Below are 26,972 nucleotides of genomic sequence, written 5' to 3'. Positions count from 1 at the left end.
CCTAGTCTAGAAAAACGTGATGTCTTCGGCCAGCTGCGGCGCGGGCTTCGCGGTGCTCTTGTGGAGCGTGCGTTCCTCGGCCATCGCGTAGGTGCTTTCGAGTTCGGCCAGCAGGCTGCGGGCATCGAGGCCGCCACCTTGCTGTTGCTCGTCCAGCCACGAGGGCAGGCGGGCGATGTTGTCGCGGACGTGCGACAGGATCTGGCTGACGCGGTCCTGGAACTGCAGCTGCACGAGCGCGTCGCCGACTTCCGCCTGGATGCCGGCGCTCTCGCGCTGGAGCAGGCCGGACGAGGCCACGAGGGCGTCGGTGACGCTGCGCAGGGAGCCGAGCACGTTGCCGATCATCTGTTCGGACGCCTGCACGGCGCGCGTCTCCGCCCGCATGGAGTCCTCGGCCGCGCGGCACGTGACGTCGATCGCGGCGCTGATGCGGCCGACCTGTTCGGCGATGTGCTTGCCCGCGTCGGCCGAGCGGTTCGACAGCATGCGCACCTCGCTCGCGACGACCGCGAAACCGCGTCCCGCCTCGCCCGCGCGCGCCGCCTCGATGGCCGCGTTGAGCGCCAGCAGGTTGGTCTGCCACGCGATGCTGGCGACGTCCGCCGCCATCTTCTGCAAGGTGGCCGTGATTTCTTCCAGGCCTTCGATCTTCTGCAGCATCTGCTGCTTGCTGGCGGCCGCGCCGGCCAGCATGTCCAGCAGCGAGCGCAATTCCTTTTCGCTGGCCGCGAACGCGTCGACGATGTTGTCGCCGTTGCGCGCCGTGCCCGACGCGTCCAGTGCCTGGCCGAGACGGGTGACGATGCCGGAGAAGCGCTCGACGAGGGCGACGACGGCCGTCTCCATCTGGTCGCGCGACGCATCGATGTGCGACGTCCAGACGCCGGCCACGTCGGCGCTGAACGCGCGGCGTTCGGCGAAGTCGGCGCCGGGGGATTGCCCGGCCTGCGGCAGGGGCGCGCGCAGGGCGGCGAACGCGCCGCCGGCCAGGAGGAGGGCGGCGCACAGCCAGCCATGCCACTGCCAGCCGGCCAGCGGGACGATGACGCCCGACGCGGCCACGGCCACGAGCAGCGGGGAATAGGTTTGCAGGGGGCGTAGTCGGGGCACGCGGCGCTCCGTCGATGTTCGGGTAGGTTTCGTGTTTGCGGTATCTGCGGCCGCATCGGTGCTGATCATGTCAGATGAAGTTGCCGTACCGCAAGCTTTTTGCCGGGGAATATGGCGGATGCGAGGGGAAAACAACACTTGCTTGAGTGATCGCTAACACATTGTTGCGAAAGGAGTTTTCGATTCGCTACGCGATTTTGACGCATTGCCAATGCAGAGGGGAATGCTGACAAGCAGGCATGGCGGGCGTGACTGTGCCTTCGCCCCAGCCGAAGTGTGACGCCGGAATTGCCGGATTGCGGGAGCGCACCGCGCCGACTACCATCGTGACATGGATACAATGTTTCTTACGTTCGGGGCAGGCGTGGTGGCCGGTGCGATGAATGCGCTGGCGGGCGGTGGTTCGTTCGTCAGCCTGCCGGCGCTGATCGCGGCGGGTGTGCCTCCGGTGCAGGCGAATACGTCGAGCACGGTCGCGCTGTTTCCGGGTGGATTGGCCAGCGCGTGGGCCTATCGCGACGGCCTGGGGCCGGTCGGCGCCGTGCCGCTGCGCGCGCTGCTGGCCGCGACCCTGTGCGGCGGCCTCGTCGGCGCCGTGCTGTTGCTGCGGACGTCATCCGGCGCGTTCACGGCCGTGCTGCCCTGGCTGCTGCTGGTGGCGTCCATCGCGCTCGCGTTCGGGCGGCGCATCGGCGAAGCCCTGCGCGCGCGCTGGCGCATCCACGCACGCGCGGTGCTGGCCGTGCAGTTCGCGCTGGGCGTCTACGGCGGTTATTTCGGCGGGGCGGTGGGGATCATGATGATCGCGATGTGGGGACTGCTCGACAACCGCGACCTGAAACTGTTGAATGCGCCGCGCACGTTGCTGGTCAGCGCGGCGAACACGGTGGCGGTACTCGCGTTCATCGCGGCCGGCGCGGTGCGCTGGCCGGAGACGCTGGCGCTGCTGGCCGGCGCGACACTCGGGGGGTACGGCGGCGCGCACATCGGACGGCGGGCGCCGCCGGGGGTGATCCGCGCCGTCACGCTGTGCGCGACGACCGCGATCACGGTTGCCTTCTTCGTCAAAACCTACTTTGTGTGAGGACACCATGCTGCAGGCATTGCTCGCAACCATAGGCGTGCTGGCCATCGCGGCCAGCATCGCCGCCAAGTTCGTCAGGCTGCCGGTCAGCGCTTCAGTTGCGACAGGTCGCGCACGGCGCCGCGGTCGGCCGACGTGGTCAGCGCCGCGTAGGCACGCAGTGCCTGCGAGACTGCGCGCTCGCGGTTGACCGGCTGCCACGCGGCGTCGCCGCGCGCTTCCATCGCCGCGCGGCGGTGCGCCATTTCCTCGGTCGTCACGCGCAGGTTGATGGTGCGGTTCGGGATGTCGATGTCGATCATGTCGCCTTCCTCGACGAGGCCGATCGCGCCGCCTTCCGCCGCTTCCGGCGACGCGTGGCCGATCACGAGGCCCGACGAACCGCCCGAGAAGCGGCCGTCGGTGAACAGCGCGCATGCCTTGCCGAGACCCTTCGACTTGATGTAGGACGTCGGGTACAGCATCTCCTGCATGCCCGGGCCGCCTTTCGGGCCTTCGTAGCGGATGATGACGACGTCGCCCGCGTGCACGGTATCGCCCAGGATGTTTTCCACGGCCGCGTCCTGGCTTTCGAACACGCGCGCCTTGCCCGAGAACTTCAGGATGCTTTCGTCGACGCCGGCCGTCTTCACGATGCAGCCCTTTTCCGCGATGTTCCCGTACAGGACCGCGAGGCCGCCGTCCTGCGAGTAGGCGTGGGCGCGGTCGCGGATGCAGCCTTCGGCGCGATCGAGGTCGGCGCTGTCGAAGCGCTCGGCCTGCGAGAACGCGACCTGCGTCGGCACGCCGCCCGGCGCCGCGCGGAACAGTCGATGCACGGCCTGGTCGTCGCTGCGCTTGATGTCGTATTTCTCGATCGCGTCGCCCAGCGTCGGGGAGTGCACGGTCGGCAGCGACGTGTCGAGCAGGCCCGCGCGCGCCAGTTCGCCGAGGATGGCGACGATGCCGCCGGCGCGGTGCACGTCTTCGATGTGGTACTTGTTCGTCATCGGCGCGACCTTGCACAGGCAAGGCACGTTGCGCGAGATGCGGTCGATGTCGGCCATCGTGAATTCCACGCCCGCCTCGTGCGCGGCGGCCAGCAGGTGCAGCACCGTGTTGGTGGAGCCGCCCATCGACACGTCCAGCGCCATCGCGTTCTCGAACGCGGTCTTGGTCGCGATGCTGCGCGGGAGGATCGTGTAGTCGTCGCCCTCGTAGTGGCGCTTGGCCAGGTCGACGATCAGGCGGCCGGCGCGCAGGAACAGTTCCTTGCGGTCGGCGTGGGTGGCGACTATGGTGCCGTTGCCCGGCAGCGACAGGCCCAGCGCCTCGGTCAGGCAGTTCATCGAGTTCGCCGTGAACATGCCCGAGCAGGAACCGCAGGTGGGGCAGGCCGAGCGCTCGACTTCGGCCACGTCGGCGTCGGAGATCTTGGAGTCGCCCGCCTGGATCATCGCGTCGACGAGGTCCAGCTTGATGATCTTCTTGTCGTTGTTGACGACCTTGATCACCTTGCCCGCTTCCATCGGGCCGCCCGACACGAACACGGTCGGGATGTTGATGCGCATGGCGGCCATCAGCATGCCCGGGGTGATCTTGTCGCAGTTCGAGATACAGACCATCGCGTCGGCGCAGTGGGCGTTGACCATGTACTCGACGGAGTCGGCGATCAGGTCGCGCGACGGCAGCGAGTACAGCATGCCGCCGTGGCCCATCGCGATGCCGTCGTCGACGGCGATGGTGTTGAATTCCTTGGCGACGCCGCCCGCCGCCTCGATCTCGCGCGCCACCAGCTGGCCCAGGTCCTTCAGGTGCACGTGGCCCGGCACGAACTGGGTGAACGAGTTGACGACGGCGATGATCGGCTTGTCGAAGTCGCCGTCCTTCATGCCGGTCGCGCGCCACAGGGCGCGGGCGCCCGCCATGTTGCGGCCCTGGGTCGTGGTGTGGGAACGGTAAGTCGGCATGGTGTCTCCTCGGGAAATCGTAAAACCCCAAGAGTGCCGTGGGTACGGCAAGTTGTCCAATATATGATTCGGTAGGCTGTGATTCGCGTTTCATATCAATCACCCGGGCCACCCGCAGGGTTCCGTATCGGGCGGCCCGCCGTGAAAGCGAGTTCTATAATTTCTTCAACTGAATTCACGAGCGGCAATTTACACCTTGTCTGGATGGACCACGCGTGGCATGGGTGACGTGTTCGCGTCTTCCCGGCCACGGATAATGAACCGAGCCGATTCTCTTGGAGGCGCGTACGGGCATGACACGGAGATTTCATGGTGTAGCGAGGGCGACGCTGACGATCGCGGCGCTGGCCGGGCTCGGCGTCGCACTGTTCAATTATTTCGCGCCGATGACCGGCGTGACCGGAACGATCGGCGCCCTCGCCGTCGTCGTGTCCACCCTGTTGCTGGCGTTGCTCGGCTTTGTCCTGGCGCGCAGGCGCACCGGCCGCTCCCGGCTCGTGCGGGTCCTCGCCCTTCTGATGGCGCTCGGCACCCTGGCGGCGGCCTGGCTGCTGCATGAGTTCTTGCTGGTTGCCGCCATGGCCGTCGCACTGCTGGCGCTGGCGGTCGATTCGATGAGTGGCCCGGACAGGCACCCGGCGACAACCGTCGCCTCGCTGTTGCTCGTGCCTGCTCTGTGCATCAGCCTTGGCCTCGCAGCCATCGGCCGGCTGCCGGCTGCGACGGCGCAGGGGGCGGCGGCAGCCGGGAATGTTCAAGACGCGCCGGCGCAACAACCATTGGCACCGCCAAAGCCTGTCTGGAACAGCTTCCACGGGCAATTAAGCGCGCAAAAATACTCACCGCTGTCGCAGATCGATACCTCGAACGTCGGCAAGCTGAAGCTGGCATGGCAGTACCATACCGGGGATGTCTCCGACGGCAGCGGCGGCAAGCCGCCGACCGTCTGGTCGGCCACGCCCATCTATGCCAACGAGACCCTGTACATCGGCACACCGTTCTACCGGATCATCGCGCTCGATCCGGCAACCGGGAAGGAGCGTTGGCGGTTCGACACCCATTCGACCCTGAAGGCGCTCACGCAGCCCGCGTTGAAGACCCGCGGCGTCGCCTACTGGGAGGCCCGGCATCCGGTCGCGGGGCAGGCCTGCCAGAAGACCGTCTACATCGGCACCATGGATGCGCGACTCTTCGCCGTCGATGCCGACACGGGCAAGCCGTGCCCCGGCTTTGCCGACCACGGCGTACTCAACGTCAATAAGTGGAACAACATCAATGATGCCTGGCCGCTGTCGGTGCTCCAGCCGCCCACCGTGGCGGGCGACCACCTCATCATGGGCTGGGCCGGCAAGGACTGGGCGCTGGCCGAGGCGCCGCCGGGCAGGGTCTTCTCGGTGAATGCGCGCACCGGCAAGCTGGAATGGGTCCTGAACGTCCTGCCCGACGATATCGTCAGGCAGAGCGGCACTGCCAACGTGTGGACCGCGATGTCGGTCGACGAGGAACTTGGGCTGGTGTACTTGCCGGTGTCGTCGCCTTCGCCCAATTACTGGGGCGGCAATCGCGCCGAACCTGTCCCGCTGGCGACCTCCACCACCGCTGTCGACATCGACACCGGCAAGGTGGTGTGGTCGCGTCAGTGGGTGCACCATGACCTCTGGGACTACGACATCAATTCGGCACCGACGCTGATGGACATCACGGTCGATGGCAAGACGATTCCGGCGCTGATGCAGGCCACCAAGATGGGCTACCTGTTCGTCGTGAACCGCAGGACCGGCGAGGATGTCTGGCCGATCGAGGAGCGGCCGGTCCCCACCGGCAATGTGCCCGGCGAGGTTTACGCGCGGACCCAGCCGGTTCCTACCCGGCCTGCGCCGCTGCTGGACCAGTCCCGCAAGCCGAAGGTGTGGTGGATTGCCGACATGGTCGGCTTCGGCCAGTGTTCGCGCCTGTTCGATGCAATGCATTACGATGGCATGTACACGCCGCCGACCGTCGGGGATGCCGGCACGCTGGGCTATCCGTTCAGCGCCGGCGCCGTCCAGTGGGGGGGTGTCGCTTTTGACCCGCGCAGCGAGACGGCGATCGTCAACACGTCGCATCTCGTGCAGCAACTCAAGCTGTTGCCACGCAACGTGTACGACAGCGTGGCCAGGGGCTCCGGCGCGGAGCAGGGCTTCTATCCGCAGAAGGGGGCGCCATTCGGCATCATGCTGGAAAACGCGCTCAACTGGCTCGGCATGCCATGCTGGGAACCGCCCTTCGGCGAACTGGTCTCGATCAACATGAAGACCGGCGCGATCAACTGGCGTCGCCCCGTCGGCGCATCCCAGCAGTACGGCTTCTACATGCCGGAGAGCCTGGGCTCGCCGACCATCGGCGGGCCGGCGGTGACCGCAGGTGGCCTGATCTTCATCGGCGCCTCGATGGATGCGAAAGTGCGGGCCTATTCGCTTGCGACGGGTAAAGAGTTATGGTCCGACCTGGTCCAGGCCCCGGTGGTCGCGAATCCGGCGGTGTACGAATACAAGGGCCGTCAGTACGTCGCCTTCGTGGCCGGCGGCAATCCGATCATCAAGGACCAGGTGGGCGACCAGCTGGCGGTGTACGCGCTGCCACGGTGACCTGTATCGGCCGGGCCGCGCGGAGAAGGATGGGCAAAGATGGTCGAGCGCAATGGCGTGCGTAAGCAGGCCAAGCGTGGGCATGAAGATGTAACATAAGGCATGCTGATCCGAACCATCGTGAATGCGGGGCTGCGACGCACCCTGAAGCCCCTCTGGGACGACATCCCGTCCGTCGCACGCATGCGCGCGGCGTATCACCGTATCGACCGTCTGGGGACGCTCGGCAGGCGGCCCGTGCGCGTCGATGTCGCCGACGCCGGCGGCGTGGCCGTCGAATGGATCGGGCGGCGCGAGGCGGCGCGCGACGGCGTCATCCTGTATCTCCACGGCGGCGGTTTCGCGGTGCGTGCGGCGGCGGCCGATCGCCGTTACTGTGCCGGCCTGGCGCGCCGTACCGGATGTCCCGTCGTGCAGGTGCCGTACCGGCTCGCGCCCGAGTTTCCATTCCCGGCGGGCCTGGACGACTGCTGCGCCGTCTACGCCGGCCTGCTTGCCGCCGGCATCCCGGCGCACAAGATCGTCGTGATCGGGCATTCCGCCGGTGCGAACCTGGCGCTCGTGCTGCTGATGCGGGCGCGGAACAACGGCTGGCCCCAGCCGGCGGGCTGTATCCTGCTGTCGGCGCCGATCGACCTGACGGCCGGCAGTCCGTCCGCAGCCGCCAACGCCGCGCGCGACAGCATGCAGTCACCGAACATCTGGCCATGGGTGAGGATGACGTACCTGGGAGGCGTCGCGCCGGACCACCCGGACGTGTCGCCGCTGTTCGGCGACTGGGCGGGACTCGCGCCGCTCCACTTCCACGTGTCGGACACCGAGATCATTCTCGACGACAGCACGCGCGCGGTCGAACGCGCGCGCCGGGCCGGCAACCGCGTGACGCTCACCATCTGGCACGACGTGCCGCACAGCTTTTATTACATGAACGCGCTGCGCGAGGCGTGGCGGTGCCGGGCGGAGGTCGTCGCGTTCATCGGCGCGGCCTTGCGGCGGCGATAAAAAATGTCCGCTGTTCAGCGGAGATCCTGGCTTGGGCAGGGAGGGAATCGGTGTCCTCAAACCAGCATCGACTGCTGGGCAAAGATGCCCGCCATCGCGCCTTGCCATGAGGCCGTGGTAACCGAGGGCATTTGGGGATTGGCGAGGTCGCCTGCGGCGTAGATGCCCCGCATGCTGGTTTCGCGGCGCTCGTCGACTTTGAGGGCGATGCCCTGGGGCGTATCGACCGTGGCAAGGCCCAGCGATTCGTGCAGGCGTGCGGATGGCTTGTTGCGCGGGTGCGCGAACAGGATGTCGACCGCGACCTGGGGGCCGGCATCGACTTTGACGATGGTGTTATTGCTCTCGTGACGGTCGATCTCGGTGATGCGGCCATCGACGGCCGGGATGCCGCGGCGTGCCAGATCTGCCCGGATCTCCGGTGGAATGTCATGGCCATCGGCGAAGACCGTCAGGGTGTCGGTCCAGTCGTGATACAGCCTGGCATAGTTATGCGACGGGGGGCCGGACCAGACGAGGCCCCAATGCCGGCCGGCGACTTCAAAGCCGTCGCAATAGGGGCAAGGCACGATGGAGGTACCCCAGCCTTCGGCGAAGCCCGGAATACCAGGCATTTGATCGGCGACGCCGTAGCTCAGGATCAGACGGCGCGCCTTGAGGCTTTCGCCATCGCCGGTGAGGACGGAGAAATCGTCCATGGTGCCAGAGACGCTCTCGGCGCGGGCATTGACCAGTTTGATCATGGGATAGCGCGCCAGCTGTTGCCGCGCCTCCGCCAGGATATCCTGCGGCGGCTTGTGGTCGTGGCCGAGCAGCCCATGCGAATGGCCGGCGAAACGATTGCGGGGCAGGCCGGTATCAAGAACCGTGACCGTGCGGCGGGCACGACCAAGCTGCAGCGCGGCGGCGAGGCCGGCAAAGCTGCCGCCGATGATGATGACGTCATTCATGGTGGTGGGCTCCGTGTTGTCGATGGTTGAGGCTGACTTTGCGGTGGAATGCGCTTGGGCGAGACCGGTGGTGGGAAGCGCGGCCAATTTCGATCACAGTGGTTCGCAAATTTCCGATACCATGCAGTATCTTAGATCGTGAATTAAGATACTGTCAAGTACTGGAAACGACGTGAACGAAAAAAAGCACGGGCGCCGCGGCCGTCCCGCCAACGAAGCACTCGGCCAAACGATAGTCAGCGCCGCAAACGAACTCTTTGTGGAGCTGGGGTTTCAAGCGACGACAATGGACAAGGTCGCCCAGCGGGCGAAGATATCCAAGCTGAGCATCTATCGGCATTTCGACAACAAGGAGGCGCTGTTCAGCGCGGCCATCACGGCCGGCTGCCATCAGTTGTTTGCACCACAGGCCATTCTTGAAGGCGCCGACGGTTCGGCCGAAGATCGACTGATGGCGGTGGGATCATCCCTGCTCCGCACGCTGTTGAGACCAGACGTCCGCAGTGTCGAAGCCATGGTCATGGCCGACAAGACGAATCAAAGCTCGTTAAGCAAGCTCCATTACGAAGCCGGCCCCGCCCATGTCATTGCCCAAATCGAGGCCCTGTTGCGTCAGTTGCACGCGAAGGCGCTTCTGAACGTGCCCGATCCTCGCGGGTCCGCCCGCCTGTTTGCCGCGCTTTTCAAAGGATCCGATCTCCTGATGATCGTACGCTTCGATCAGGCGAGAGCAGCGGACGACAGCGAAATCGAATCCTACTGCCGTTCGGCCGTCACGATGTTCATCGCCGCGCACGGTGGCAACGACCACGCGGGCGGATGACCGAAGCTGCAGCGTAGTCCAGCGAAGTTCGGTGCTGGAGTCATCCTGAAATAAAAAAGGACAGCCTGGGGGGCTGTCCTTTGCTAGCCCGCAGGCTGCCTTCTATTGCTCCGAGAGTTCTACCACCACATGCCGTAGATCGTGGCCAGCACGACGCAGATGACGGCCGAGCCGAGGGCGAACGCGCCGTCGACCTTGAACAGCTTGGTGTCGACGATCAGCCCCTTCACCTTGCCGCGGGCGAACACGGTGCTGAGCAGGACCATGCCCGCGACCACCAGCCAGAACACGATGAACATGCGGTCCAGGAACGGGATCTCATACACGCCCGAGCCGTTGTCGTGGGCGAAGCCGATCGGGGCGAGGAAGGACAGGTCCATCATCCCCGGCAGGAACTTCAGGATGATCGAGAACACGAGGCCGCCCACGGTCGCGAACATCGCGGCGCTGGACGTGGTCTTTTTCCAGAAGAAGCCCAGCAGGAACATGGCCAGGATGCCCGGCGAGACGAAGCCCGTGTATTCCTGGATGTACTGGAAGCCGCCTTTCTTGTCGATGCCCATCAGCGGGGCGATCAGCACGGCCAGCAGCATCGACACGACGACGGTCATGCGGCCGATCCACACCATCTTCTGCTCGGTGACGTTCGGATGCAGGCGCTTCTGGTAGATGTCGAGCGTGAAGATCGTGGCGATCGAGTTGGCCTTGCCGGCCAGCGACGCGACGACGGCGGCGGTCAGTGCCGCGAACGCGATGCCTTTCAGGCCCGACGGCAGCAGTGCCAGCAGGGTGGGGTAGGCGCGGTCCGGATTCAGTTCGCCGCCGACGCGCATCGCGTCGCCCAGCGCGCCGGAACGGTCCAGCGCGAACGCGGCGATACCCGGCATGACGACGATGACCGGCATCAGCAGTTTCAGGAACGCGGCGAACAGCAGGCCTTTGCGGGCGGTCGGCAGGTCGGCGCCGAGGGCGCGCTGCGTGATGTACTGGTTGCAGCCCCAGTAGTTCAGGTTCACGATCCACATGCCGCCGATCAGCGTGGACAGGCCCGGCAGGTCCATGTAGTTCGGGTTGTCGCGGCCCAGCACCATCTCGAAGTGGTCGCGGGTCGAGTTGTACAAGGTCGAAAAGCCTTGCAGGGCGCCGTGGCCGTTGCCCAGTTTGGCGACGAGGTCCAGGGCCAGCCACGTGGTCACGAGGCCGCCGATGACGAGGCAGGTCACCTGGATGACGTCCGTGTAGCCGATGACCTTCATGCCGCCCAGCGTGATGATGGCGGCGAAGACGGCGAGGAACAGCATGCAGGGCAGCACGCCGATGCCGGTGACGCTGCCGATGGCCAGCGCGCCCAGGTACAGGATCGAGGTCAGGTTGACGACGACGTACAGGCCGAGCCAGAACAGCGCCATGGTCGTGGCGACGGCCTTGCCGTAGCGTTGTTCGAGGAACTGGGGCATCGTGTAGATGTGGTTCTTCAGGTAGACCGGCATGAAGAACACGGCGACGATGACGAGCGTGGCGGCGGCCATCAGTTCGTACACGGCGATGGCCATGCCGATGCGGAAGCCCGAACCACTCATGCCGATGAACTGCTCGGCGGAGATGTTCGAGGCGATCAGCGACGCGCCGATGGCCCACCACGTGAGCGAGCCTTCGGCCAGGAAGTAGTCGTGCGAGGCGGAGGTGTTGGCGCTCTTCTTGCGGCGGTAGACCCACAGGCCGTAGCCTGCGACGACGACGAAGTAGAACAGGAAGACAATGGTGTCCAGGCGGGAGATCAGGTTCATGAGCGTTGTCTCGAATGACGGACAGTGCTCGAACGAGGCACCATCCGCTGGTTGTTATATCGTCCGCCGGAACCGGCGACGCCGGCTCCGAGCTTCCAATCTACAAGAGATTATCGGAAACGCTCAAGAAATGCTATTCCGAAAAGTCCTTTTTACACACTTTTATAACACAATTTGTTTGCGCAAACATCGCGATGCGATGGCGTAACGCGTGACGTTCGCCATGTGTTGGCGTAACGCGTGGGCTCGTTTCATTTGAGGCCCCCGGCCTCAAATGCCCGCCCTACGATGGTTTCGCGGTGTGAACAGACAGAGCATGAATGTCAGCCGACGACGAGCGCCCGGCTGCCGGACGAACGGCGCGCGGCCTCTTCCAGCTTGAACACGCTGACGAGATGGTCGAGCGCCTCGGCCTGTTCGTGCAGGCTCTGGGCCGCCGTCGCGGCTTCCTCGACGAGGCCGGCGTTCTGCTGGGTGACGGTGTCCATCTGCGAGACGGCCTTGTTCACCTGCTCGATGCCCGCACGCTGTTCGCGGCCGGCGTGGCTGATCTCGACCATCAGCTCGTGCATCTGCTGCACGGTCTGCAGCACTTCGCGCATCGTGGCGCCGGCTTCGGAGACGAGACCCGCGCCCGCTTCGACCTGCTGGACGGAGGCGCCGATCAGCTCCTTGATTTCCTTGGCGGCGGCGGCCGAACGCTGGGCCAGCGTGCGCACTTCGCCCGCCACGACGGCGAAGCCGCGGCCCTGTTCGCCGGCGCGCGCCGCTTCCACGGCCGCGTTCAGCGCGAGGATATTGGTCTGGAAGGCGATGCCGTCGATGACGGCGATGATGTCGACGATCTTCTGCGACGACGCGTGGATCGATCCCATCGTGTCGACGACGCGCGCGACGGCCGTGCTACCCTGCTGGGCGACGCCGGCGGCCGTGTCGGCGAGGGCGTTGGCCTGGTTCGCGTGTTCCGCGTTGTTGCGCACGGTCGCGGTCAGTTCTTCCATCGAGGCGGCCGTCTGCTGCAGGGCGCTGGCCTGCTGCTCGGTGCGCGAGGACAGGTCCAGGTTACCGGCCGCGATCTGCGTGGAGGCGCTGGAGATCGTGCCGGTGGCGGCGCGCACGTTGCCGACGATGTGGGCCAGGTTGCCCTGCATCGCCTTCATCGCGGCGAGCAGGCTGGATTGGTCGCCGGGGCGGGTCTGCACGTCCATCGACAGGTCGCCGGCCGCGATGTGCTTGACGATGTCGGTCGCGTAGTCCGGCTCGCCGCCCAGGCGGCGCATCAGCCAGCGCGTGAGCAGCGTGGCGCCGGCGGCGCCCAGCAGCACGCAGCCGCAGACGAGCGACACGATCAGCACGCGCGATGCCGCGTAGCGGCGCGAACCATCGAGCGCGGCGGCGCGGCCGCCTGCCGTGTAGTTGTCGACGGCCTTGTCGACGTTGGCGCGGATGGCGACGATCAGCTTGTTCGATTCGCCGCGGATCAGCGACTTGGCCAGGGCGCCGTCGTTCTGGCGCGCGGCGGCGCGGACCTTGGCGTCTTCCGCCATGTAGCGCTGCCACAGGCCGAGGAATTCCGCGTAGCTCTGCTGTTCTTCCGGCGATTCGAGCAGCTTGACGTAGTCGTCCTGCATGCGCCGCAAGTCTTCGAGGTCTTGCGCGATCACCTTGTCGTATTTGTCCATCTCGGCCGAATCGCTCGAGATAATGTATTGCAGCTCGCGCGTGCGGATGCGGGCGACTTGCGACTTGATGTCTTCGATGACGCGGATGCCCGGCATCCAGTGCCCGGACAGGCGCAGCGAGGTGTCGTTGACCTTCGCCAGTTGATGAATCGAGATGGCGCCGACCAGCACGGTGAGTGCGAGGACGGCGGCGAACGTAATGCCCAGCTTGCTCGCGAGGCGTAAGCGGTTGAACCAGTTCATCGTCTGATAATTAGAAGTATTTCCGTAAGTCAACGATGATAACCGACATTCAATGTTGTTGTCATGCAATCTGGTTATACGTATATTCCACAATCTAATTAGTTTGCTACAAATGTTTGCTGCCCAGCGGTAACGTGTGCGGTGTTGCATGATCGACAGCCTATACTGCGTTCGTGTGTTCCGGATCCACTACCGTTCTCATGCACGATGGCGCCACCGTTCTCCCGTTCCGCAGTCCTGCTCGTCAAGCTGATCCTGCTGGGTCTGCTGGTCGGGGTCGCAACGTGGATCGCGCTGGCCCGCTGGACCATGTCGCCGCGTAACGTGACCTTCGCCCCCGTCGCCCAGCCGATTCCGTTCAGCCACAAGCACCACGTGGCCGACGACGCCATCGATTGCCGCTACTGCCACACGTCCGTGGAGAACTCGGCCACGGCCGGGATGCCGTCGACGTCGGTCTGCCTCAGCTGCCATTCGCAGCTGTTCGTGGATTCGCCGCTGCTTGCGCCACTGCACGAAAGCGCACGCACGGGCAAGCCGCTCCACTGGGTGCGCGTGCACGACCTGCCGGACTTCGTCTATTTCGAACACGACATCCACGTGGCCAAGGGCGTCGCCTGCATCGAGTGCCACGGGCGCGTGGACCAGATGCCCATCACGTGGCGCACGGCGTCGCTGGAGATGCAATGGTGCCTGCGCTGCCACCGCGACGCGCCCAACCACGTGCGGCCGCTGAACCAGGTGCTGTCGATGGCGCCGCAAAAGCCGCTCAGCGCGGACGAGATCCGCCAGCTGAACCGCCTGTACCACTTGCGCGATGCCCAGGCGCTGACCAATTGCTCCACCTGCCACCGATGAAGACGCATCCTGTTTTCCCGATCGCCCAGGACGAACCGGCACGGCGCCGCTTCCTGAAGCTGATGGCCGCATCGGCCGCGCTGGCCAGCGCCGGGTGCAGCGGGCCGCCGGCCGAAACCATCGTCCCGTACGCGACGATGCCGGAGCAGGGCGTGCCGGGCCTGCCCATGTTTTACGCGACCGCGTTCGTGCGCAACGGGCTCGCGCACGGCGTGCTCGTGGAATCGAACATGGGGCGGCCGACGAAGGTCGAGGGCAATCCGGACCATCCGGTGAGCGCGGGCGCCACCGACGTGTTCGCGCAGGCGTCCATCCTGCAGTTGTGGGACCCGGACCGGTCGCAGGCCGTGTTCCGCGGCGAGGAGATGGCGACGTGGGGCGCGTTCGAGGCGGCGCTGCAGGCACGCCGGCCCCGCTTCGAGCAGGACGGCGGCGCGGGATTGCACATCCTGACGGGCACCGTCACGTCGCCCACGCTGGCGGCGCAGATCGCGGCGCTGCAACGGCGGCTGCCGAACCTGCGCTGGCATGCGTGGGACCCGCTGCACGACGACGGTGCCGCGCACGCGGCGCAGCTGGCGTTCGGCCGGCCGCTCGACCCGGTGTACCGGCTGGACGAGGCGCAGGTCGTGCTCGCGCTGGATGCCGATTTGTTCGGCACGCTGCCCGGCAGCCTGGCGCATGCGCGGGCGTTCACGGCGCCGCGCCGGCTGGGCGCGGCGCCGGACGCGAACCGCCTGTACGTGCTGGAGGCGACGCCCACGTTGACCGGCGCGTATGCCGACGCGCGCCTCGCGCGGGCGCCGCACGAGATCGAGGCCGCGCTGATGCGCATCGCGTCCAGGCTGGGCGTGGGCGCCGACCCGGGCCGCGCCGCCGATGCGACGCTGGACCGGTGGGAGGCGGCGGTGGTGCGGGCGCTGGACGGTGCGCGCGGCGCGGCACTCGTCGTCGCCGGCCCGAACGTGAGCCCGGCCGGCCGCGCGCTGGCGTATGCGCTGACCCAGCGCCTGAACGGTCCGCTCGGCTTCATCGAGCCCGTCGAGCGCAGCCCGCTGGACCACGGCGCGTCGATCGCCGCGCTGGCCGGCGACCTGCGCGCCGGCCGCGTCGACACCTTGCTCATGCTGGACGCGAATCCGGCCTACGATGCGCCCGCGGACCTCGATTTCGCCGCGCTGCTGCGGCGGGTGCCGCTCTCCGCCCACCTGGGCCTGTACCGCGACGAGACCGCGCGCGCGGCCGGCTGGCACCTGCCGATGGCGCACTGCTACGAGGCGTGGAGCGATGCGCGGGCGCACGACGGCACGGCGAGCATCGTGCAACCGCTGATCGCGCCGCTGTACGGCGGCCGTTCCGCGCACGAGGTCCTCGCGCTGCTGGCCGGCGCGGAGACGAGAAACGGCCACGCGCTCGTGCGCGCGACGTGGGGCGGCGCGGACGCGGCGTGGCGCGACAGCCTGCGCCGGGGCAGCGTCGCCGGGAGCGCCGCGCGGCCCGTGTCCGTGCCCGCCGCGCGTCCGCCCGGCCCCATGCCCGTGCCGGCCGCGCCGCCGCTCGTCGCCCTGTTCGCGCCCGACCCGGCCGTGGATGGCGGCGCCTTCGCCAACAACGCGTGGCTGCAGGAGTTGCCGCGGCCCCTCACGTCGCTCACGTGGGACAACGCGGCGCTCATCGGCCCGGCCACGGCGCAGCGCCTCGGCCTCGCCGACGGCGCCGTCGCGCGGCTGCGCGTGGACGGGCGGACGGTGGATGCGCCGGTGCTCGTCGTGGCGGGGCAGGCCGAGGGCGTCGTCACGCTGCCGCTGGGGTATGGCCGGCGCGCGGCGGGCGGCGTCGGGGAGGGCGTCGGCTTCGACGCGTACCGGCTGCGCACCGGCGTTTCCCTGCCCGCGCTGACGGTAGAGCGCACGGGCCGCACGCACGATCTCGTGGTCCGCCAGAAGGAAGTCGACATGCAGGGCCGCAGTCCGGTTCAAGTTCGCGTTCACGTGCGCGAACTGGCGCGCGAGCGGCCGGAGCAGGCGTCGATGTATCCCGAACGCGAATACAAGGACTACAAATGGGGCATGGCGATCGACCTGAATGCGTGCATCGGCTGCGCATCGTGCACGATCGCGTGCCAGGCCGAGAACAACATCCCCGTCGTCGGCAAGGAGGAAGTGGCGCGGGGCCGCAGCATGCACTGGATCCGCGTCGACCGCTACGTGGCCGGCCCGCGCACCCTGTTCCAGCCCGTGCCGTGCATGCATTGCGAGCACGCGCCGTGCGAGGAAGTGTGCCCGGTCGGCGCCACGATGCACGACAGCGAAGGCCTCAACGTGCAGGTCTACAACCGCTGCATCGGCACGCGCTTCTGCTCCAACAACTGCCCGTACAAAGTCCGGCGCTTCAACTTCCTGCAGTACGCCAACGAGAAAGTGGAAAGCCTGAAGGCGCTGCAGAACCCGGAAGTGACGGTGCGCCGGCGCGGCGTGATGGAGAAATGCAGCTACTGCCTGCAGCGGATCACCCGCGCCCGCATCGAGGCCGAGAAGGCGGGACGGCGCATCCGCGACGGCGAGATGGTCACCGCGTGCCAGGCCGTGTGCCCCACGCGCGCGATCCGCTTCGGCGACTTGAACGACCCCGCCAGCGACGTCGCCGCGGCGAAGGCGTCGCCGCTCGATTACCACCTGCTGGAAGAACTCAACACGCGCCCGCGCACGAGTTACCTCAGGCGCGTGCTGAACCCCGATCCGGAGCTGGAATGAGTACCCCGGAGAACACCGACGTGCTGCGCCCCGGCTGGGGCTATGCGAGCGTCACGGACAAGATCGCGGGCATCGTCCTTACCGGCCAGTTCGGCTGGCGCTGGTGGACGGCGTTCCTCGTCGCGTCCGCGGGCGTGTGCGCGCTGCTGGCCGCCGTTTCCTGGCTGCTCGTGAAGGGCATCGGCATCTGGGGCGTCGACATTCCCGTCGCGTGGGGCTTCGCCATCGGTAACTTCGTGTGGTGGATCGGGATCGGCCATGCCGGTACCTTCATCTCCGCCGTGCTCCTGCTGCTGCGCCAGAAGTGGCGGACGTCGATCAACCGCTTCGCCGAGGCGATGACGCTGTTCGCGGCGGGCATCGCGGGCCTGTTCCCGATCCTGCACCTGGGCCGGCCGTGGTTCTTCTACTGGCTCGTGCCTTACCCGAACGTGATGAACGTGTGGCCGCAGTGGCGCAGCCCCCTGGTCTGGGACTTCTTCGCCATCGCGACCTACCTGACCGTGTCGCTGCTGTTCTGGTACGTGGGCCTGATCCCGGACCTCGCCACCCTGCGCGACCGCGCCGGCCAGCGCGGCCAAAGGAAAAGCCAGATCGCGTACGGCCTGCTGGCGCTGGGCTGGCGCGGCGAGGCGCGCCACTGGGCGCGCTACGAATGGGCATATTTGCTGCTGGCGGGGCTGGCGACGCCGCTCGTCGTGTCGGTGCACACGATCGTGTCGCTCGACTTCGCCGTCGGGAACACGCCCGGCTACCACTCGACGATCTTCCCGCCATACTTCGTCGCCGGCGCGCTGTTCTCCGGCTTCGCGATGGTGCTGACGCTCGCGATCCCGCTGCGCGCCGCGTTCGGCCTGCAGGATTTCATCACGGGCCGCCACCTCGCCAACGCGGCCAAGGTGCTGCTGGCCACGTGCTGGCTCGTGAGCTATGGCTACCTCGCGGAGATCTTCACGTCGTTCTACAGCGGCGACATCTACGAGCGCTACATGACGGTCAACCGTTTCACAGGGCCGTACGGTCCAGTGTATCTGGCCATGCTGGCCTGTAACGTGCTGGTGCCGCAGCTGTTCTGGTTCCGGCGCGTACGTCACAGCGCGGCGCTGCTGTTCGTGCTGAGCCTCGTCATCAACTGCGGCATGTGGATGGAGCGCTTCCTCATCGTCGTCACGTCGCTGCACCGCGACTTCCTGCCGTCCGCGTGGGGCATGTTCTATCCGACGCGCTGGGACTGGATCACGCTGTTCGGTTCCATCGCGCTGTTCGTCTGGCTGTTCCTGCTGTTCGTGCGCTTCCTGCCGCTGATCTCGATCGCGGAGATGCGCGAGCTCGTACGCGAATCGGCGAAGGGGGAGGCATGAGCGGACCGGGCGTGTACGGCCTGCTGGCCGAATTCCCCAGCGCGGACGCCCTGTGCGCGGCCGCGCGCCATGCGCGCGCGAACGGCTACACGCGCGTGGAGGCCTATTCGCCGTTCGCGATCGAAGGGCTGGACGACATCGTCGGCGCCGACAAGGGCTGGATCGCGCCGCTCACGCTGCTGGGCGGGATCCTCGGCGGGGCAGGAACGTACTTCCTGCAATGGTATGCGGCCGTCGTCGACTACCCGATCGACATCGGCGGCCGGCCGCTGCACAGCTGGCCCGCGTTCATCCCGGCCACGTTCGAGATCACGATCCTCGGCGCGGCCGTGGCGGCCGTGCTCGCGATGCTCGTGCTGAACGGGTTGCCGCGGCTGTACCATCCGCTGTTCGAGGTCGAGGAATTCGAACTGGCGAGCCGCAACCGCTTCTTCCTGTGCCTGCCCGCGCGCGATCCCGTGTTCGCGCCCGGCCCGGCGCGCGACCTGCTGGAGGAACTGCACCCGCTGCTGCTGCGCGAGGTGCCGGCATGAAGCGCATCCCGCTCCTTCTGCTGTTTGCGCTGTCGTTGTGCGCATTGGCCGGCTGCGAAGGCGCGAAGCAGGACATGTACGACCAGCCGCGCTATAAAACGTACGCGCCGAGCGCGCTGTTCGAGGACGGCGCGTCCGTACGGCCGCCCGTCGCCGGCACGGAACCGCGTGCGCGGGGCGCGTTCGCCGACAGTTCGGGCGGCCGCGCGGGCACGGACCTCGTGCGGCGCGACGCGCAGGCGGAAGACGCGCAGACGAACCCGTATCCCGTCGACATGGCCCTGCTGAAGCGCGGCCACGACCGCTACATGATCTATTGCATGCCTTGCCACAGCCCGGCCGGCGACGGCGATGGCCTCGTCGTGCGGCGCGGCTTCCCGGCGCCGCCGACGTATCACCAGGACCGCCTGCGCAATGCGCCCGACCGCCACATCTACGACGTCATCAGGAACGGCTACGGCGTGATGGCGCCGTACGGCGACCGCGTGGAGCCCGCCGACCGCTGGGCCATCGTCGCCTTCGTCCGCGCGCTGCAACTGAGCCAGCATGCGGACGCGGCGAGCCTGCCGCCGGACGTGCGCGCGCACCTGGGAGCGCAGCCATGAAGGCGCGCACGCTCGTCGTACTGGCGCTCGTCGCCGCGGTCGCCGGCTGGCGCCTCGACCTGCGCGCGCTGCTGGCCAGCTATCTCGCCGCGTGGTGGTTCATCACGGGCGCGCTGCTGGGCGGTCTCGCCAACGTGTGGCTGCACCAGCTGACGGGCGGGGCGTGGGGCGAAACGATCCGCGGCCCGCTGCTGCGCGCGGCGCGCTGGCTGCCGCTCGCGTGCATCCTGTTCCTGCCCGTGCTGCTGGGCGCACCGCTGCTGTATCCGTGGCAGCACGGCGTGCAGGACGGCGCATTCCGCCAGATATGGCTGAGTCCCGTCTTCTTCACGATCCGCAGCATCGGCTATCTGCTGCTGTGGTGCGGACTTGCCATCGTCGAGACGCGCGCCCGCACGCGGTCGCCTTTGCGCGCGGCCCTGTGCCTGGTCGCCTACGGCTTCTCCGTGAGTCTCGCGGCCGTGGACTGGATCATGTCGCTGCAGCCCGAGTGGTATTCCAGCGTGTTCGGCTGGCTGGCGGGCACGGGCCAGATGCTGACCGGGCTCGCGCTGGCCGTGCTGCTGATCGACCGCGGCGCGGCGCGCAAGCGCCTGCCCGACCTCGGCAACCTGCTCATGATGTACGTGCTGACGTGGGCCTACCTCGCGTACGTGCAATTCCTGATCATCTGGGCCGCGGACCTGCCGCACGAAATCGCGTGGTACCTGCGCCGCGGCGCGCCCGGCTGGCAGGCCGTCGCGTGGGTGCTCGTCGTCGGCCACTTCGCCGGGCCGCTGTGCATCCTGCTGTCGCGCCACGCGAAGACGGCGCCCGCGCTGATGGGCGTGCTGGCCGCCGCGCTGCTGGCGGCTCACCTGCTGGACTGCTGGTGGCTCGTGCTGCCGTCCGTCGAGCATTTGACGCGCCACTGGCTGTGGCTCGCGCCGCTCGTCGCGGCCGGGTTCGGACTGGCGGCGTGGCTCGCGCTGGACAGGACGAGGAAGGAGCGTATCCATGCCTGACTACACGGGCGGCGATCTCGACCTGCGCGGCCTGCGCGTCGGTGCCTGCATCATCGTGGCCGGCATCGCCTGTGCGCTCGGCGCGGCCGCGCTGATGCTGGGCGAGCAGGCGCCGGCCGCGAACACGCCGCCTCACGCATTCGCCGGCAAGGCCCCGCTGCTGCAGCCGGCCCCGCAGCCGGACCGCGCCGCCTACCTCGAGGAAAAGCGCCGCGCGACGCAGGCCTATGGCTGGGTCGACCGCGAAGCCGGCATCGCCCGGATTCCGCTGGACGAGGCCATGAGGCTGATGGCGGCGAAGGGGGCAAGATGATCGCCGCACTCGCCTTCCTGCTGATGCTTGCCGGCGGTCCGGCCGCCGCGCAGGCCCTGCAACTGCCGCCGCCCCCGGCCGCGCGCTTCGATCCCGTGCCCGGCACCCGGCTGCCGCTCGACGCCGTGCTGCGCGACGATGCCGGGCAACCCGTCCGGCTGGCCGCGTTGTTCGACCGTCCGGTGGTGCTGGTGCCCGGCTATTACACGTGCCCGAACCTGTGCAGCACGGTGTTCGAAGGCGTGCTGCAGGCGCTCGCGCTGTCCGGGCTCGCGGCCGGGGACTATCGCCTCGTCGGCCTCTCCATCGATCCGCGCGACGGCGCCGCCGCGGCCGCGGAGAGAAAGCGTGCGTATGCCGCGCTGCTGCCTGGCGGCGCGCGCGATCTCGCGCTGCTGACTGGCGACGCGCAAACGCTGGCGCGGCTGGAGAACGCCCTCGGCTACCGCTCCGTGGCGGACAAGGACACTGGCGAGCTGGCCCACGCGGCCGGCTTCGTCGTGCTGGACGCCGACGGCCGCATCGCGCGCGCCTTCTCCGGCGTGCGCTTCGATCCGGCCGCGCTGCGCGCTGCGGTCAGGACACCGGCGCCCTCGTTCGGCGAGCAGGTGCTGATGCTGTGCGCGCACTTCGCGCCCACGTCCGGCCGCCACACGGCGGGTGCGCTGGCGTTCGTGCGCGCAGGCGTGCTGCTGTTGCCGTTGCTGTTCCTGGGCTGGCTGTGGCGGCGGGGAGGGCGCCGTGCGTCCTGAATTCCACCTGCTCCCGGCCGACGCCGCCGTCTCCGCCACGCGCCTGGACAGCCTCGCGCTGTGCCTGCTGTTGCTGTGCGGTGCCGTCGCGCTGGTGCTGTTCGTGCTGATGGTCGGCTTCTCGATCCGCTACCGGGCCGGTTCCAGCGCGGACCGCACGCACGTGCCGAAGAAGGGGCTGCCCGTCGAAATCGCATGGACCGTGATCCCGCTGCTGCTGTTCCTCGGGATCTACGCATGGGGCGCGATCGACTACCTGAAGCTGTACCAGGCCCCCAGCAATGCGATGCCCGTGTTCGTCGTCGCGAAGCAGTGGATGTGGGAGGCGGAGCACCGCAACGGCCGCAGGGAAAAGGGCGAGCTGCACCTGCCGCTGGGCCGGCCGATCCGCATGGTGATGACGTCGCAGGACGTGATCCACAGCTTCTTCGTGCCGGACTTCCGGGTGAAGCAGGACGTCGTCCCGGGCCGCTACACGTCCATCGTGTTCACGCCCAGCCGCACGGGCGAATACCGGCTGTACTGCGCGGAATACTGCGGCACGGAGCACGCGATGATGCTGGGCCGGATCGTCGTCATGCGGCCGGCGGCGTTCGCGCAGTGGCTGGACGCGGGCCCGCACCAGCCGGGCATGGCGGCGCGCGGCTACGAACTGTATCGCCGCTACGGCTGCAGCGGCTGCCACGACCCGGGATCGAACGTGCACGCGCCCAACCTCACGGGCCTGCTGGGCCGGCGCGTGCATCTCGCGGACGGCCGCGAACTGACGGCGGACGAGCCGTACGTCCGCGATTCCATCCTCGTGCCCACGAAGGACGTCGTCGCGGGCTACGCGCCCATCATGCCCTCGTTCGCGGGGCAGATCGGCGAGGAAGACATCCTGGCCATCATCGAATACATCAGGGAGAGCGCGCATGACGAGCTACCTCGCGGGCGGTGACAGGCTGGCCGACTGGCTGACGACGCGCGACCACAAGCGCATCGCCGTGCTGTACGCCATCTCCATCACCCTGTTCTTTTTCCTGGGCGGCGTGGCGGCGGCATTGATCCGCCTGGAGCTGGCGACGCCGCAGGGTGACCTCGTCAGCGACGACACGTACAACAAGCTGTTCACGGCGCACGGCATCATCATGGTGTGGCTGTTCCTGATTCCGTCGATCCCCGCGGTGCTGGGGAATTTCCTGATGCCGCTGATGATCGGCGCGCGCGACCTCGCCTTCCCGCGGCTGAATCTCGCGAGCTGGTACCTGTACCTGGCGGGCGGCGCGATCGTCCTGTGGGCGCTGCTGGCGGGCGGCGTCGACACCGGGTGGACGTTCTACACGCCGTTCTCGTCGATGTTCTCGAACTCGCACGTCGTCGCGGCGCTGTGCGGGGTGCTGGTGCTCGGGTTCTCGTCGATCCTGACGGGGCTGAACTTCATCGTCAGCGTGCACACGCTGCGCGCGCCGGGCCTCGGGTGGTTCCGCCTGCCGCTGTTCGTGTGGGCGAACTACGCGACGTCGCTGATCCTCGTGCTGGCCACGCCCGTGCTGGCGATGACGCTGGTGCTGGTCGCGATCGAGCGGCTGTTCCAGGTCGGGATCTTCGACCCGGCGCTGGGCGGCGACCCGCTGCTGTTCCAGCACCTGTTCTGGTTCTATTCGCACCCGGCCGTGTACATCATGGTGCTGCCGGCGATGGGCGTCGCCAGCGAGATCATCCCGTGCTTCGCGCGCCGGCCCGTGTTCGGCTACCGCTTCATGGCGTACGCGATCCTCGCCATCGCCGTCATCGGCTTCCTCGTGTGGGGCCACCACATGTTCGTCAGCGGCCAGTCGATGTACGCGGGGATGGTGTTTTCGCTACTGTCGTTCCTCGTCGCGATCCCGTCCGCGATCAAGGTGTTCAACTGGACGGCCACGCTGTACAAGGGCAGCATCCGCTTTTCCGCGCCGATGCTGTACGCGCTGGGTTTCGTCGGCCTGTTCACGATCGGCGGGCTGACCGGCCTGTTCCTCGCGGCGCTCGCGCTGGACGTGCACCTGTCCGACACCTATTTCGTCGTCGCGCACTTCCACTACATCATGGTGGGCGGCTCCGTGATGGCCTACCTGGGCGGCATCCACTTCTGGTGGCCCAAGGTCACGGGGCGGATGTATTCGGAAACGTGGGGGAGAATCGCGGCCCTCGTGATCTTCGCCGGCTTCAACCTGACGTTCTTCCCGCAATACCTGCTGGGCTATGCGGGCATGCCGCGCCGCTACCACAGCTATCCGGAAGAATTCCAGCTGCTGCACGTGCTGTCGTCCGCGGGCGCCGTCACGCTGGCCATCGGCTACCTGATGCCGCTCGGTTACCTCGCATGGTCGCTGCGCCATGGCGCGCGGGCGCCGGCGAATCCATGGCTGGCCACGGGACTCGAATGGCAGACGGCGTCGCCGCCGCCCGAACACAATTTCGCGACGCCGCCGGTCGTCGTGCGCGAGCCGTATGCCTACACGCCGGAGGGGCCATGAACGCGCCGGTCCTGGAACCGCAATTCCGCGACCACGCGCAGCAGGACTTCGCGCGCTCGTTCGGCATGTGGGTGTTCCTGTCCAGCGAGCTGCTGTTCTTCGGGCCGCTGCTGTTCGGCTACCTGTATCTGCGCATGCACCACCCGGAAGCGACCGGAATGGCCAGCCGCCACACGGACATGCTGCTGGGGACCGTCAACACGGCCGTCCTGCTGACCAGCAGCTTCTGCATGGCGCTGGCCGGCCACGCGGCGCAAAAAGGGAACGACATGCGGGATCGCCGCCGCGCCGCGCGCCTGCTGGCACTGACGGCGGCGCTGGGCATTGTCTTCCTCGCCATCAAGGGCGTCGAATGGCACCAGGAATTCGACGAGCACCTGTTCCCCGGCGCCGGCTTTCACCCGTCCGACGGCAGGGACCTGGGCACCGTCCACGGCATGGAACTGTTCTTCCTGCTGTACTTCGCCGCGACCGGCCTGCACGCGCTGCACCTGTTCATCGGCGTGTCGGCCTGCCTGTGGCTGATGCGCAGTCCGCGCGCCGAAGCCGTGGAACTGGCCGGCCTGTACTGGCACTTCGTCGACGTGGTGTGGATCTTCCTGTACCCGTTGCTGTACCTGTCCCTGCGCTCGGGAGGCTGACGTGGACCGGACCGTACGCCCGCTGGTGCTCACGTGGCTCGCGCTGATGGCGCTGCTGGCCACGACGGCCGCCTGCGCGCTGCTGCGCCTGGGCTGGCTGAACACGGCGATCAGCCTCGCGGTGGCGCTGGCGAAGGCATTGCTGGTGGCGTTCGTGTTCATGCGCCTGAAGCGCGCGCCCGCGCTGCTGCGGCTCGCGGCCGTCGCGGGCGCCGTCACGCTCGCGCTGCTGTTCGGGCTCGCGCTGACGGATTACACGACGCGCACGGCACTCAAGGCGCCGTGGCAACAGCCGGCGACGGTGGCGCCGCGGCTGGGGAGCCGGTAAGCGATGTAAGTAAATTTCCGTATGGCAAATTTAGTTACCTTGAATTAAAATGACTGGTTGCCGCCATTCGCCCCGCTTCCACCGAATCCCGCCGTGTTGCCCCAAGATCCCCAACGTCCCAACCTGGCCATCGACTGCCGCCGCGCCGAGTTCGCGGACCCGGCCAGCGAGTCACGCTTCACGCGCCACTTCCTGCCCGAGCGGAACCGCCAGCTGAAGGCCAGCCTGCTGTTCGCGGCCGCGTTCTACGTCGCGTTCGCGGCCACCGACTTCGCCACCCTGGGCGCCACGGCGATCGCGTGGATGCTCATGGGCCTGCGCATCGTCGTGGCGCTCGTGGGCCTGGGCTGCTTCGCGGCCATCGTCCGCCGCCCGCGGTCGGTGCGCGTGTCGATCCGGGCCGCGTGTACCCTGCTCGTCGTCGCGCTGGCCGTGTTCATGGTCGTGTGCTGGTTCCAGCCGGAGGTGCTGGCGTGGAATGCGATGTCGCAGGCACTGATCCTGATGGCGGTCTACGTCACAATCCCCAACCGTTTCATCTACGCGGTGGCGATCGGCGTCGGGTCCAGCATCGTGTTCGCCGCGCTGCTGGTCATCCAGGGCAATCTGCGGGCGGACGACCTCTTGACCCTCGTGCTGCTGCTCGTGATGGGCAATGCGCTCGGCTATATCGCCGCGCGCCGCTTCCACGTCGCCCAGCGCGAACAGTTCCGCGCCTCGATCCAGCTGCAGCAGCTGGCCGACCGCGATCCGCTGACGGGCTGCTACAACCGCCGCTTCCTGCAAAAAGGCCTGTTGAACGCGGAGCTCGAGCGCACGAGGCGCTACGGCACGCCGCTGTCGGTGGTCCTGTGCGACCTCGACCATTTCAAGCGCATCAACGACACCTACGGCCACGCGGCCGGCGACCAGGTGCTGGCGGATTTCGCCGGCCTGCTGCTGTCGCTCACGCGCGACACGGTCGACAGCGTGGTCCGCTACGGCGGCGAGGAATTCCTGCTCGTGCTGCCGCAGACGGACCTCGCGGGCGCGCAGACGCTCGCGGAACGCATCCGCGCGGCCTTCGCCGACGCGCCCGGCGCAACCGTCAAGGCGACGGCGAGCTTCGGCATCGCGTCCGTGCCCGCGCAGGCGCCGGTGCTGCCCGCGTCGTCCGAAGCGCTGATCGGCGCCGCGGATGCGCAACTGTATGCCGCCAAGCGGGGCGGGCGCAACAGGGTGTGCGCGACGCTCGCCGGACGGTGAATCAGCGGCCGCCGGCCGCGCGCACGCGGTACCAGGCGAGGCCGATCCACTCGTACGTCGCATACCACGACCGGCGCATGCCCTCGGCGCTGGGCACCCAGGCGTGGATCGACAGCGGCTGGCGGCCGAAGAACATCGTGGGCGCGCTGACGACGTCCAGCCCGGCGCGCGCGAACACGGCGCTGGCGCGCGGCATGTGCATCGCGTCGGTGACGAGCAGGATCCGGTGGATGCCGTGCGCGCGCAGGATGGCGGCGCTGAAGGCCGCGTTCTCCGCCGTGTCGCCGGAGCGGTCCTCGAGCCACTTCACCGGCACGCCGAAGTCTTCGCGCAGGGCGGCGGCCATGCTGTCGGCTTCCGAGCCGCCGGGGTTGCCCTTGTCGACGCCGCCGTTGCCGCCGCTGACGAGGATGGGCAGTCCCGTCTCGCGCTGCAGGTGCGCCGCGTAGCGCAGGCGCGCGAGGGCGACGTAGTCGGGGATGTCGCGGTCCCCGTATTCGGGGGCATGCCGCACGCGGCCTGCCGCCAGCACGACGATGGCCTGGGCGCCGGCACGTTCGGGTTCCTGCAGCGGGGTCGTCAACCGCTCCAGCGGCGCGACGAGGAGAGTGGCGCCGCCCGTCGTCGACAGGAATGCCAGCAGCGCGAACCCGGTGCCGGCGACGACGCGGCCGGCGCGCGGCCGGCGGCGCCACAGCACGAGGCCGATGACGATGACGAGGAACAGGCTGGCGGGCGGCAGGATCAGGCCGCGCGGGATCAGGTTGACGATGTCGAGCAGCGGTGCGAAGGTCATGGATCGTGGGCGTGATGGTGGCGCC

Annotated in this window: 23 protein-coding genes; 17 read left to right on the top strand and 6 right to left on the bottom strand. The window is 67.9% G+C overall.

Annotated elements, in window-relative coordinates; translation table 11 throughout:
* Positions 1–6 precede the first annotated feature (6 nt).
* Positions 7–1,113, bottom strand: a complete 1,107-nt coding sequence (locus tag ACEN9G_RS00700; protein WP_483127565.1) for a methyl-accepting chemotaxis protein — start codon at positions 1,111–1,113, stop codon at positions 7–9.
* Between the two features lie 331 nt (positions 1,114–1,444).
* Here ACEN9G_RS00700 and ACEN9G_RS00695 point away from each other — a divergent pair, with 331 nt between their 5' ends.
* Positions 1,445–2,197 carry a sulfite exporter TauE/SafE family protein gene (locus ACEN9G_RS00695; RefSeq protein WP_483127564.1) on the top strand — a complete coding sequence of 251 codons (753 nt, stop codon included), beginning with the start codon at positions 1,445–1,447 and terminating at the stop codon, positions 2,195–2,197.
* 86 nt (positions 2,198–2,283) lie between these two features.
* Here the strand turns inward: ACEN9G_RS00695 and ilvD are convergent, their stop codons facing one another.
* On the bottom strand, positions 2,284–4,146 hold the full coding sequence (gene ilvD, locus ACEN9G_RS00690) for a dihydroxy-acid dehydratase (RefSeq protein ID WP_483127563.1): 1,863 nt from the start codon (positions 4,144–4,146) through the stop codon (positions 2,284–2,286).
* 293 nt (positions 4,147–4,439) lie between these two features.
* Here ilvD and ACEN9G_RS00685 point away from each other — a divergent pair, with 293 nt between their 5' ends.
* Positions 4,440–6,773 carry a pyrroloquinoline quinone-dependent dehydrogenase gene (locus ACEN9G_RS00685; protein WP_413343573.1) on the top strand — a complete coding sequence of 778 codons (2,334 nt, stop codon included), beginning with the start codon at positions 4,440–4,442 and terminating at the stop codon, positions 6,771–6,773.
* Between the two features lie 102 nt (positions 6,774–6,875).
* A complete protein-coding gene (locus tag ACEN9G_RS00680; protein ID WP_483127562.1) occupies positions 6,876–7,775 on the top strand; it encodes an alpha/beta hydrolase in 900 nt (299 codons plus the stop codon).
* Positions 7,776–7,831: 56 nt separating this feature from the next.
* On the opposite strand, the gene ACEN9G_RS00675 is transcribed toward ACEN9G_RS00680, so the two are convergent.
* Positions 7,832–8,725 carry an NAD(P)/FAD-dependent oxidoreductase gene (locus tag ACEN9G_RS00675; RefSeq protein WP_413344945.1) on the bottom strand — a complete coding sequence of 298 codons (894 nt, stop codon included), beginning with the start codon at positions 8,723–8,725 and terminating at the stop codon, positions 7,832–7,834.
* Positions 8,726–8,897: 172 nt separating this feature from the next.
* Between ACEN9G_RS00675 and ACEN9G_RS00670 the strand changes: the two genes are divergently transcribed.
* Positions 8,898–9,548 carry a TetR/AcrR family transcriptional regulator gene (locus tag ACEN9G_RS00670; RefSeq protein ID WP_413344947.1) on the top strand — a complete coding sequence of 217 codons (651 nt, stop codon included), beginning with the start codon at positions 8,898–8,900 and terminating at the stop codon, positions 9,546–9,548.
* Between the two features lie 119 nt (positions 9,549–9,667).
* Here ACEN9G_RS00670 and ACEN9G_RS00665 read toward each other — a convergent pair whose 3' ends face one another.
* Both ACEN9G_RS00665 and ACEN9G_RS00660 read right to left on the bottom strand, forming a co-directional pair.
* Entirely contained in the window at positions 9,668–11,335 is a 1,668-nt protein-coding gene (locus ACEN9G_RS00665) for a sodium:solute symporter family transporter (protein WP_440963430.1), read from the bottom strand.
* A gap of 323 nt (positions 11,336–11,658) precedes the next feature.
* On the bottom strand, positions 11,659–13,260 hold the full coding sequence (locus ACEN9G_RS00660) for a methyl-accepting chemotaxis protein (protein ID WP_483127561.1): 1,602 nt from the start codon (positions 13,258–13,260) through the stop codon (positions 11,659–11,661).
* A gap of 207 nt (positions 13,261–13,467) precedes the next feature.
* On the opposite strand from ACEN9G_RS00660, the gene ACEN9G_RS00655 reads away from it, so the two are divergent.
* From ACEN9G_RS00655 to ACEN9G_RS00595, 13 genes are all read left to right on the top strand, one after another.
* Positions 13,468–14,118 (top strand): cytochrome c3 family protein, encoded by a 651-nt coding sequence (locus ACEN9G_RS00655; RefSeq protein WP_413345322.1) that lies wholly within the window; start codon positions 13,468–13,470, stop codon positions 14,116–14,118.
* Positions 14,115–16,871: a 4Fe-4S dicluster domain-containing protein gene (locus ACEN9G_RS00650; protein ID WP_483127560.1), complete on the top strand. Its 2,757-nt coding sequence runs from the start codon at positions 14,115–14,117 to the stop codon at positions 16,869–16,871. The genes ACEN9G_RS00655 and ACEN9G_RS00650 overlap by 4 nt, the downstream gene beginning before the upstream one ends.
* Positions 16,868–18,232, top strand: a complete 1,365-nt coding sequence (gene nrfD / locus ACEN9G_RS00645; protein WP_413344755.1) for an NrfD/PsrC family molybdoenzyme membrane anchor subunit — start codon at positions 16,868–16,870, stop codon at positions 18,230–18,232. Before ACEN9G_RS00650 ends, nrfD begins: the two co-directional genes overlap by 4 nt.
* Complete coding sequence (locus ACEN9G_RS00640; protein ID WP_413344756.1) at positions 18,229–18,765, top strand: DUF3341 domain-containing protein; 537 nt, start codon at positions 18,229–18,231, stop codon at positions 18,763–18,765. Before nrfD ends, ACEN9G_RS00640 begins: the two co-directional genes overlap by 4 nt.
* Positions 18,762–19,370, top strand: a complete 609-nt coding sequence (locus ACEN9G_RS00635) for a c-type cytochrome (protein ID WP_483127559.1) — start codon at positions 18,762–18,764, stop codon at positions 19,368–19,370. Before ACEN9G_RS00640 ends, ACEN9G_RS00635 begins: the two co-directional genes overlap by 4 nt.
* The gene (locus ACEN9G_RS00630; RefSeq protein WP_413671487.1) at positions 19,367–20,374 is read left to right on the top strand and encodes a hypothetical protein; all 1,008 of its coding nucleotides are present in this window, start codon (positions 19,367–19,369) and stop codon (positions 20,372–20,374) included. Before ACEN9G_RS00635 ends, ACEN9G_RS00630 begins: the two co-directional genes overlap by 4 nt.
* The gene (locus ACEN9G_RS00625; RefSeq protein ID WP_413346231.1) at positions 20,367–20,687 is read left to right on the top strand and encodes a hypothetical protein; all 321 of its coding nucleotides are present in this window, start codon (positions 20,367–20,369) and stop codon (positions 20,685–20,687) included. The genes ACEN9G_RS00630 and ACEN9G_RS00625 overlap by 8 nt, the downstream gene beginning before the upstream one ends.
* Positions 20,684–21,439: an SCO family protein gene (locus ACEN9G_RS00620; protein ID WP_483127558.1), complete on the top strand. Its 756-nt coding sequence runs from the start codon at positions 20,684–20,686 to the stop codon at positions 21,437–21,439. The genes ACEN9G_RS00625 and ACEN9G_RS00620 overlap by 4 nt, the downstream gene beginning before the upstream one ends.
* Positions 21,429–22,379: a cytochrome c oxidase subunit II gene (gene coxB, locus ACEN9G_RS00615; RefSeq protein ID WP_413344591.1), complete on the top strand. Its 951-nt coding sequence runs from the start codon at positions 21,429–21,431 to the stop codon at positions 22,377–22,379. Before ACEN9G_RS00620 ends, coxB begins: the two co-directional genes overlap by 11 nt.
* Positions 22,354–23,937 (top strand): cytochrome c oxidase subunit I, encoded by a 1,584-nt coding sequence (ctaD, locus tag ACEN9G_RS00610; RefSeq protein WP_413344589.1) that lies wholly within the window; start codon positions 22,354–22,356, stop codon positions 23,935–23,937. Before coxB ends, ctaD begins: the two co-directional genes overlap by 26 nt.
* Positions 23,934–24,578, top strand: a complete 645-nt coding sequence (locus tag ACEN9G_RS00605) for a cytochrome c oxidase subunit 3 (protein ID WP_413344588.1) — start codon at positions 23,934–23,936, stop codon at positions 24,576–24,578. Before ctaD ends, ACEN9G_RS00605 begins: the two co-directional genes overlap by 4 nt.
* Position 24,579: 1 nt before the next feature.
* Positions 24,580–24,906 carry a cytochrome C oxidase subunit IV family protein gene (locus ACEN9G_RS00600; protein WP_413671485.1) on the top strand — a complete coding sequence of 109 codons (327 nt, stop codon included), beginning with the start codon at positions 24,580–24,582 and terminating at the stop codon, positions 24,904–24,906.
* Between the two features lie 93 nt (positions 24,907–24,999).
* Entirely contained in the window at positions 25,000–26,151 is a 1,152-nt protein-coding gene (locus tag ACEN9G_RS00595; protein ID WP_413345677.1) for a GGDEF domain-containing protein, read from the top strand.
* Position 26,152: 1 nt separating this feature from the next.
* Here ACEN9G_RS00595 and ACEN9G_RS00590 read toward each other — a convergent pair whose 3' ends face one another.
* Positions 26,153–26,947, bottom strand: a complete 795-nt coding sequence (locus tag ACEN9G_RS00590; RefSeq protein WP_413671484.1) for a YdcF family protein — start codon at positions 26,945–26,947, stop codon at positions 26,153–26,155.
* Between the last annotated feature and the right edge of the window lie 25 nt (positions 26,948–26,972).

It is taken from the genome of Massilia sp. Masssp94, from assembly GCF_059491305.1.
Note: the sequence above shows the minus strand (reverse complement) of the source record. Positions and strands in the feature narration are given on the sequence as shown.

What these genes read in the sequence shown, in the direction of transcription:
- ACEN9G_RS00685 (WP_413343573.1), top strand. Translation starts at nt 4,440, where the DNA reads ATGACACGGAGATTTCATGGTGTAGCGAGGGCGACGCTGACGATCGCG.
- ACEN9G_RS00635 (WP_483127559.1), top strand. Translation starts at nt 18,762, where the DNA reads ATGAAGCGCATCCCGCTCCTTCTGCTGTTTGCGCTGTCGTTGTGCGCA.
- ACEN9G_RS00640 (WP_413344756.1), top strand. Translation starts at nt 18,229, where the DNA reads ATGAGCGGACCGGGCGTGTACGGCCTGCTGGCCGAATTCCCCAGCGCG.
- ACEN9G_RS00655 (WP_413345322.1), top strand. Translation starts at nt 13,468, where the DNA reads ATGGCGCCACCGTTCTCCCGTTCCGCAGTCCTGCTCGTCAAGCTGATC.
- ACEN9G_RS00605 (WP_413344588.1), top strand. Translation starts at nt 23,934, where the DNA reads ATGAACGCGCCGGTCCTGGAACCGCAATTCCGCGACCACGCGCAGCAG.
- ACEN9G_RS00675 (WP_413344945.1), bottom strand. Translation starts at nt 8,725, where the DNA reads ATGAATGACGTCATCATCATCGGCGGCAGCTTTGCCGGCCTCGCCGCC.
- ACEN9G_RS00680 (WP_483127562.1), top strand. Translation starts at nt 6,876, where the DNA reads ATGCTGATCCGAACCATCGTGAATGCGGGGCTGCGACGCACCCTGAAG.
- ACEN9G_RS00695 (WP_483127564.1), top strand. Translation starts at nt 1,445, where the DNA reads ATGGATACAATGTTTCTTACGTTCGGGGCAGGCGTGGTGGCCGGTGCG.
- ACEN9G_RS00650 (WP_483127560.1), top strand. Translation starts at nt 14,115, where the DNA reads ATGAAGACGCATCCTGTTTTCCCGATCGCCCAGGACGAACCGGCACGG.
- ACEN9G_RS00620 (WP_483127558.1), top strand. Translation starts at nt 20,684, where the DNA reads ATGATCGCCGCACTCGCCTTCCTGCTGATGCTTGCCGGCGGTCCGGCC.
- ctaD (WP_413344589.1), top strand. Translation starts at nt 22,354, where the DNA reads ATGACGAGCTACCTCGCGGGCGGTGACAGGCTGGCCGACTGGCTGACG.
- nrfD (WP_413344755.1), top strand. Translation starts at nt 16,868, where the DNA reads ATGAGTACCCCGGAGAACACCGACGTGCTGCGCCCCGGCTGGGGCTAT.
- ACEN9G_RS00660 (WP_483127561.1), bottom strand. Translation starts at nt 13,260, where the DNA reads ATGAACTGGTTCAACCGCTTACGCCTCGCGAGCAAGCTGGGCATTACG.
- ACEN9G_RS00630 (WP_413671487.1), top strand. Translation starts at nt 19,367, where the DNA reads ATGAAGGCGCGCACGCTCGTCGTACTGGCGCTCGTCGCCGCGGTCGCC.
- ACEN9G_RS00665 (WP_440963430.1), bottom strand. Translation starts at nt 11,335, where the DNA reads ATGAACCTGATCTCCCGCCTGGACACCATTGTCTTCCTGTTCTACTTC.
- ACEN9G_RS00625 (WP_413346231.1), top strand. Translation starts at nt 20,367, where the DNA reads ATGCCTGACTACACGGGCGGCGATCTCGACCTGCGCGGCCTGCGCGTC.
- ACEN9G_RS00590 (WP_413671484.1), bottom strand. Translation starts at nt 26,947, where the DNA reads ATGACCTTCGCACCGCTGCTCGACATCGTCAACCTGATCCCGCGCGGC.
- ilvD (WP_483127563.1), bottom strand. Translation starts at nt 4,146, where the DNA reads ATGCCGACTTACCGTTCCCACACCACGACCCAGGGCCGCAACATGGCG.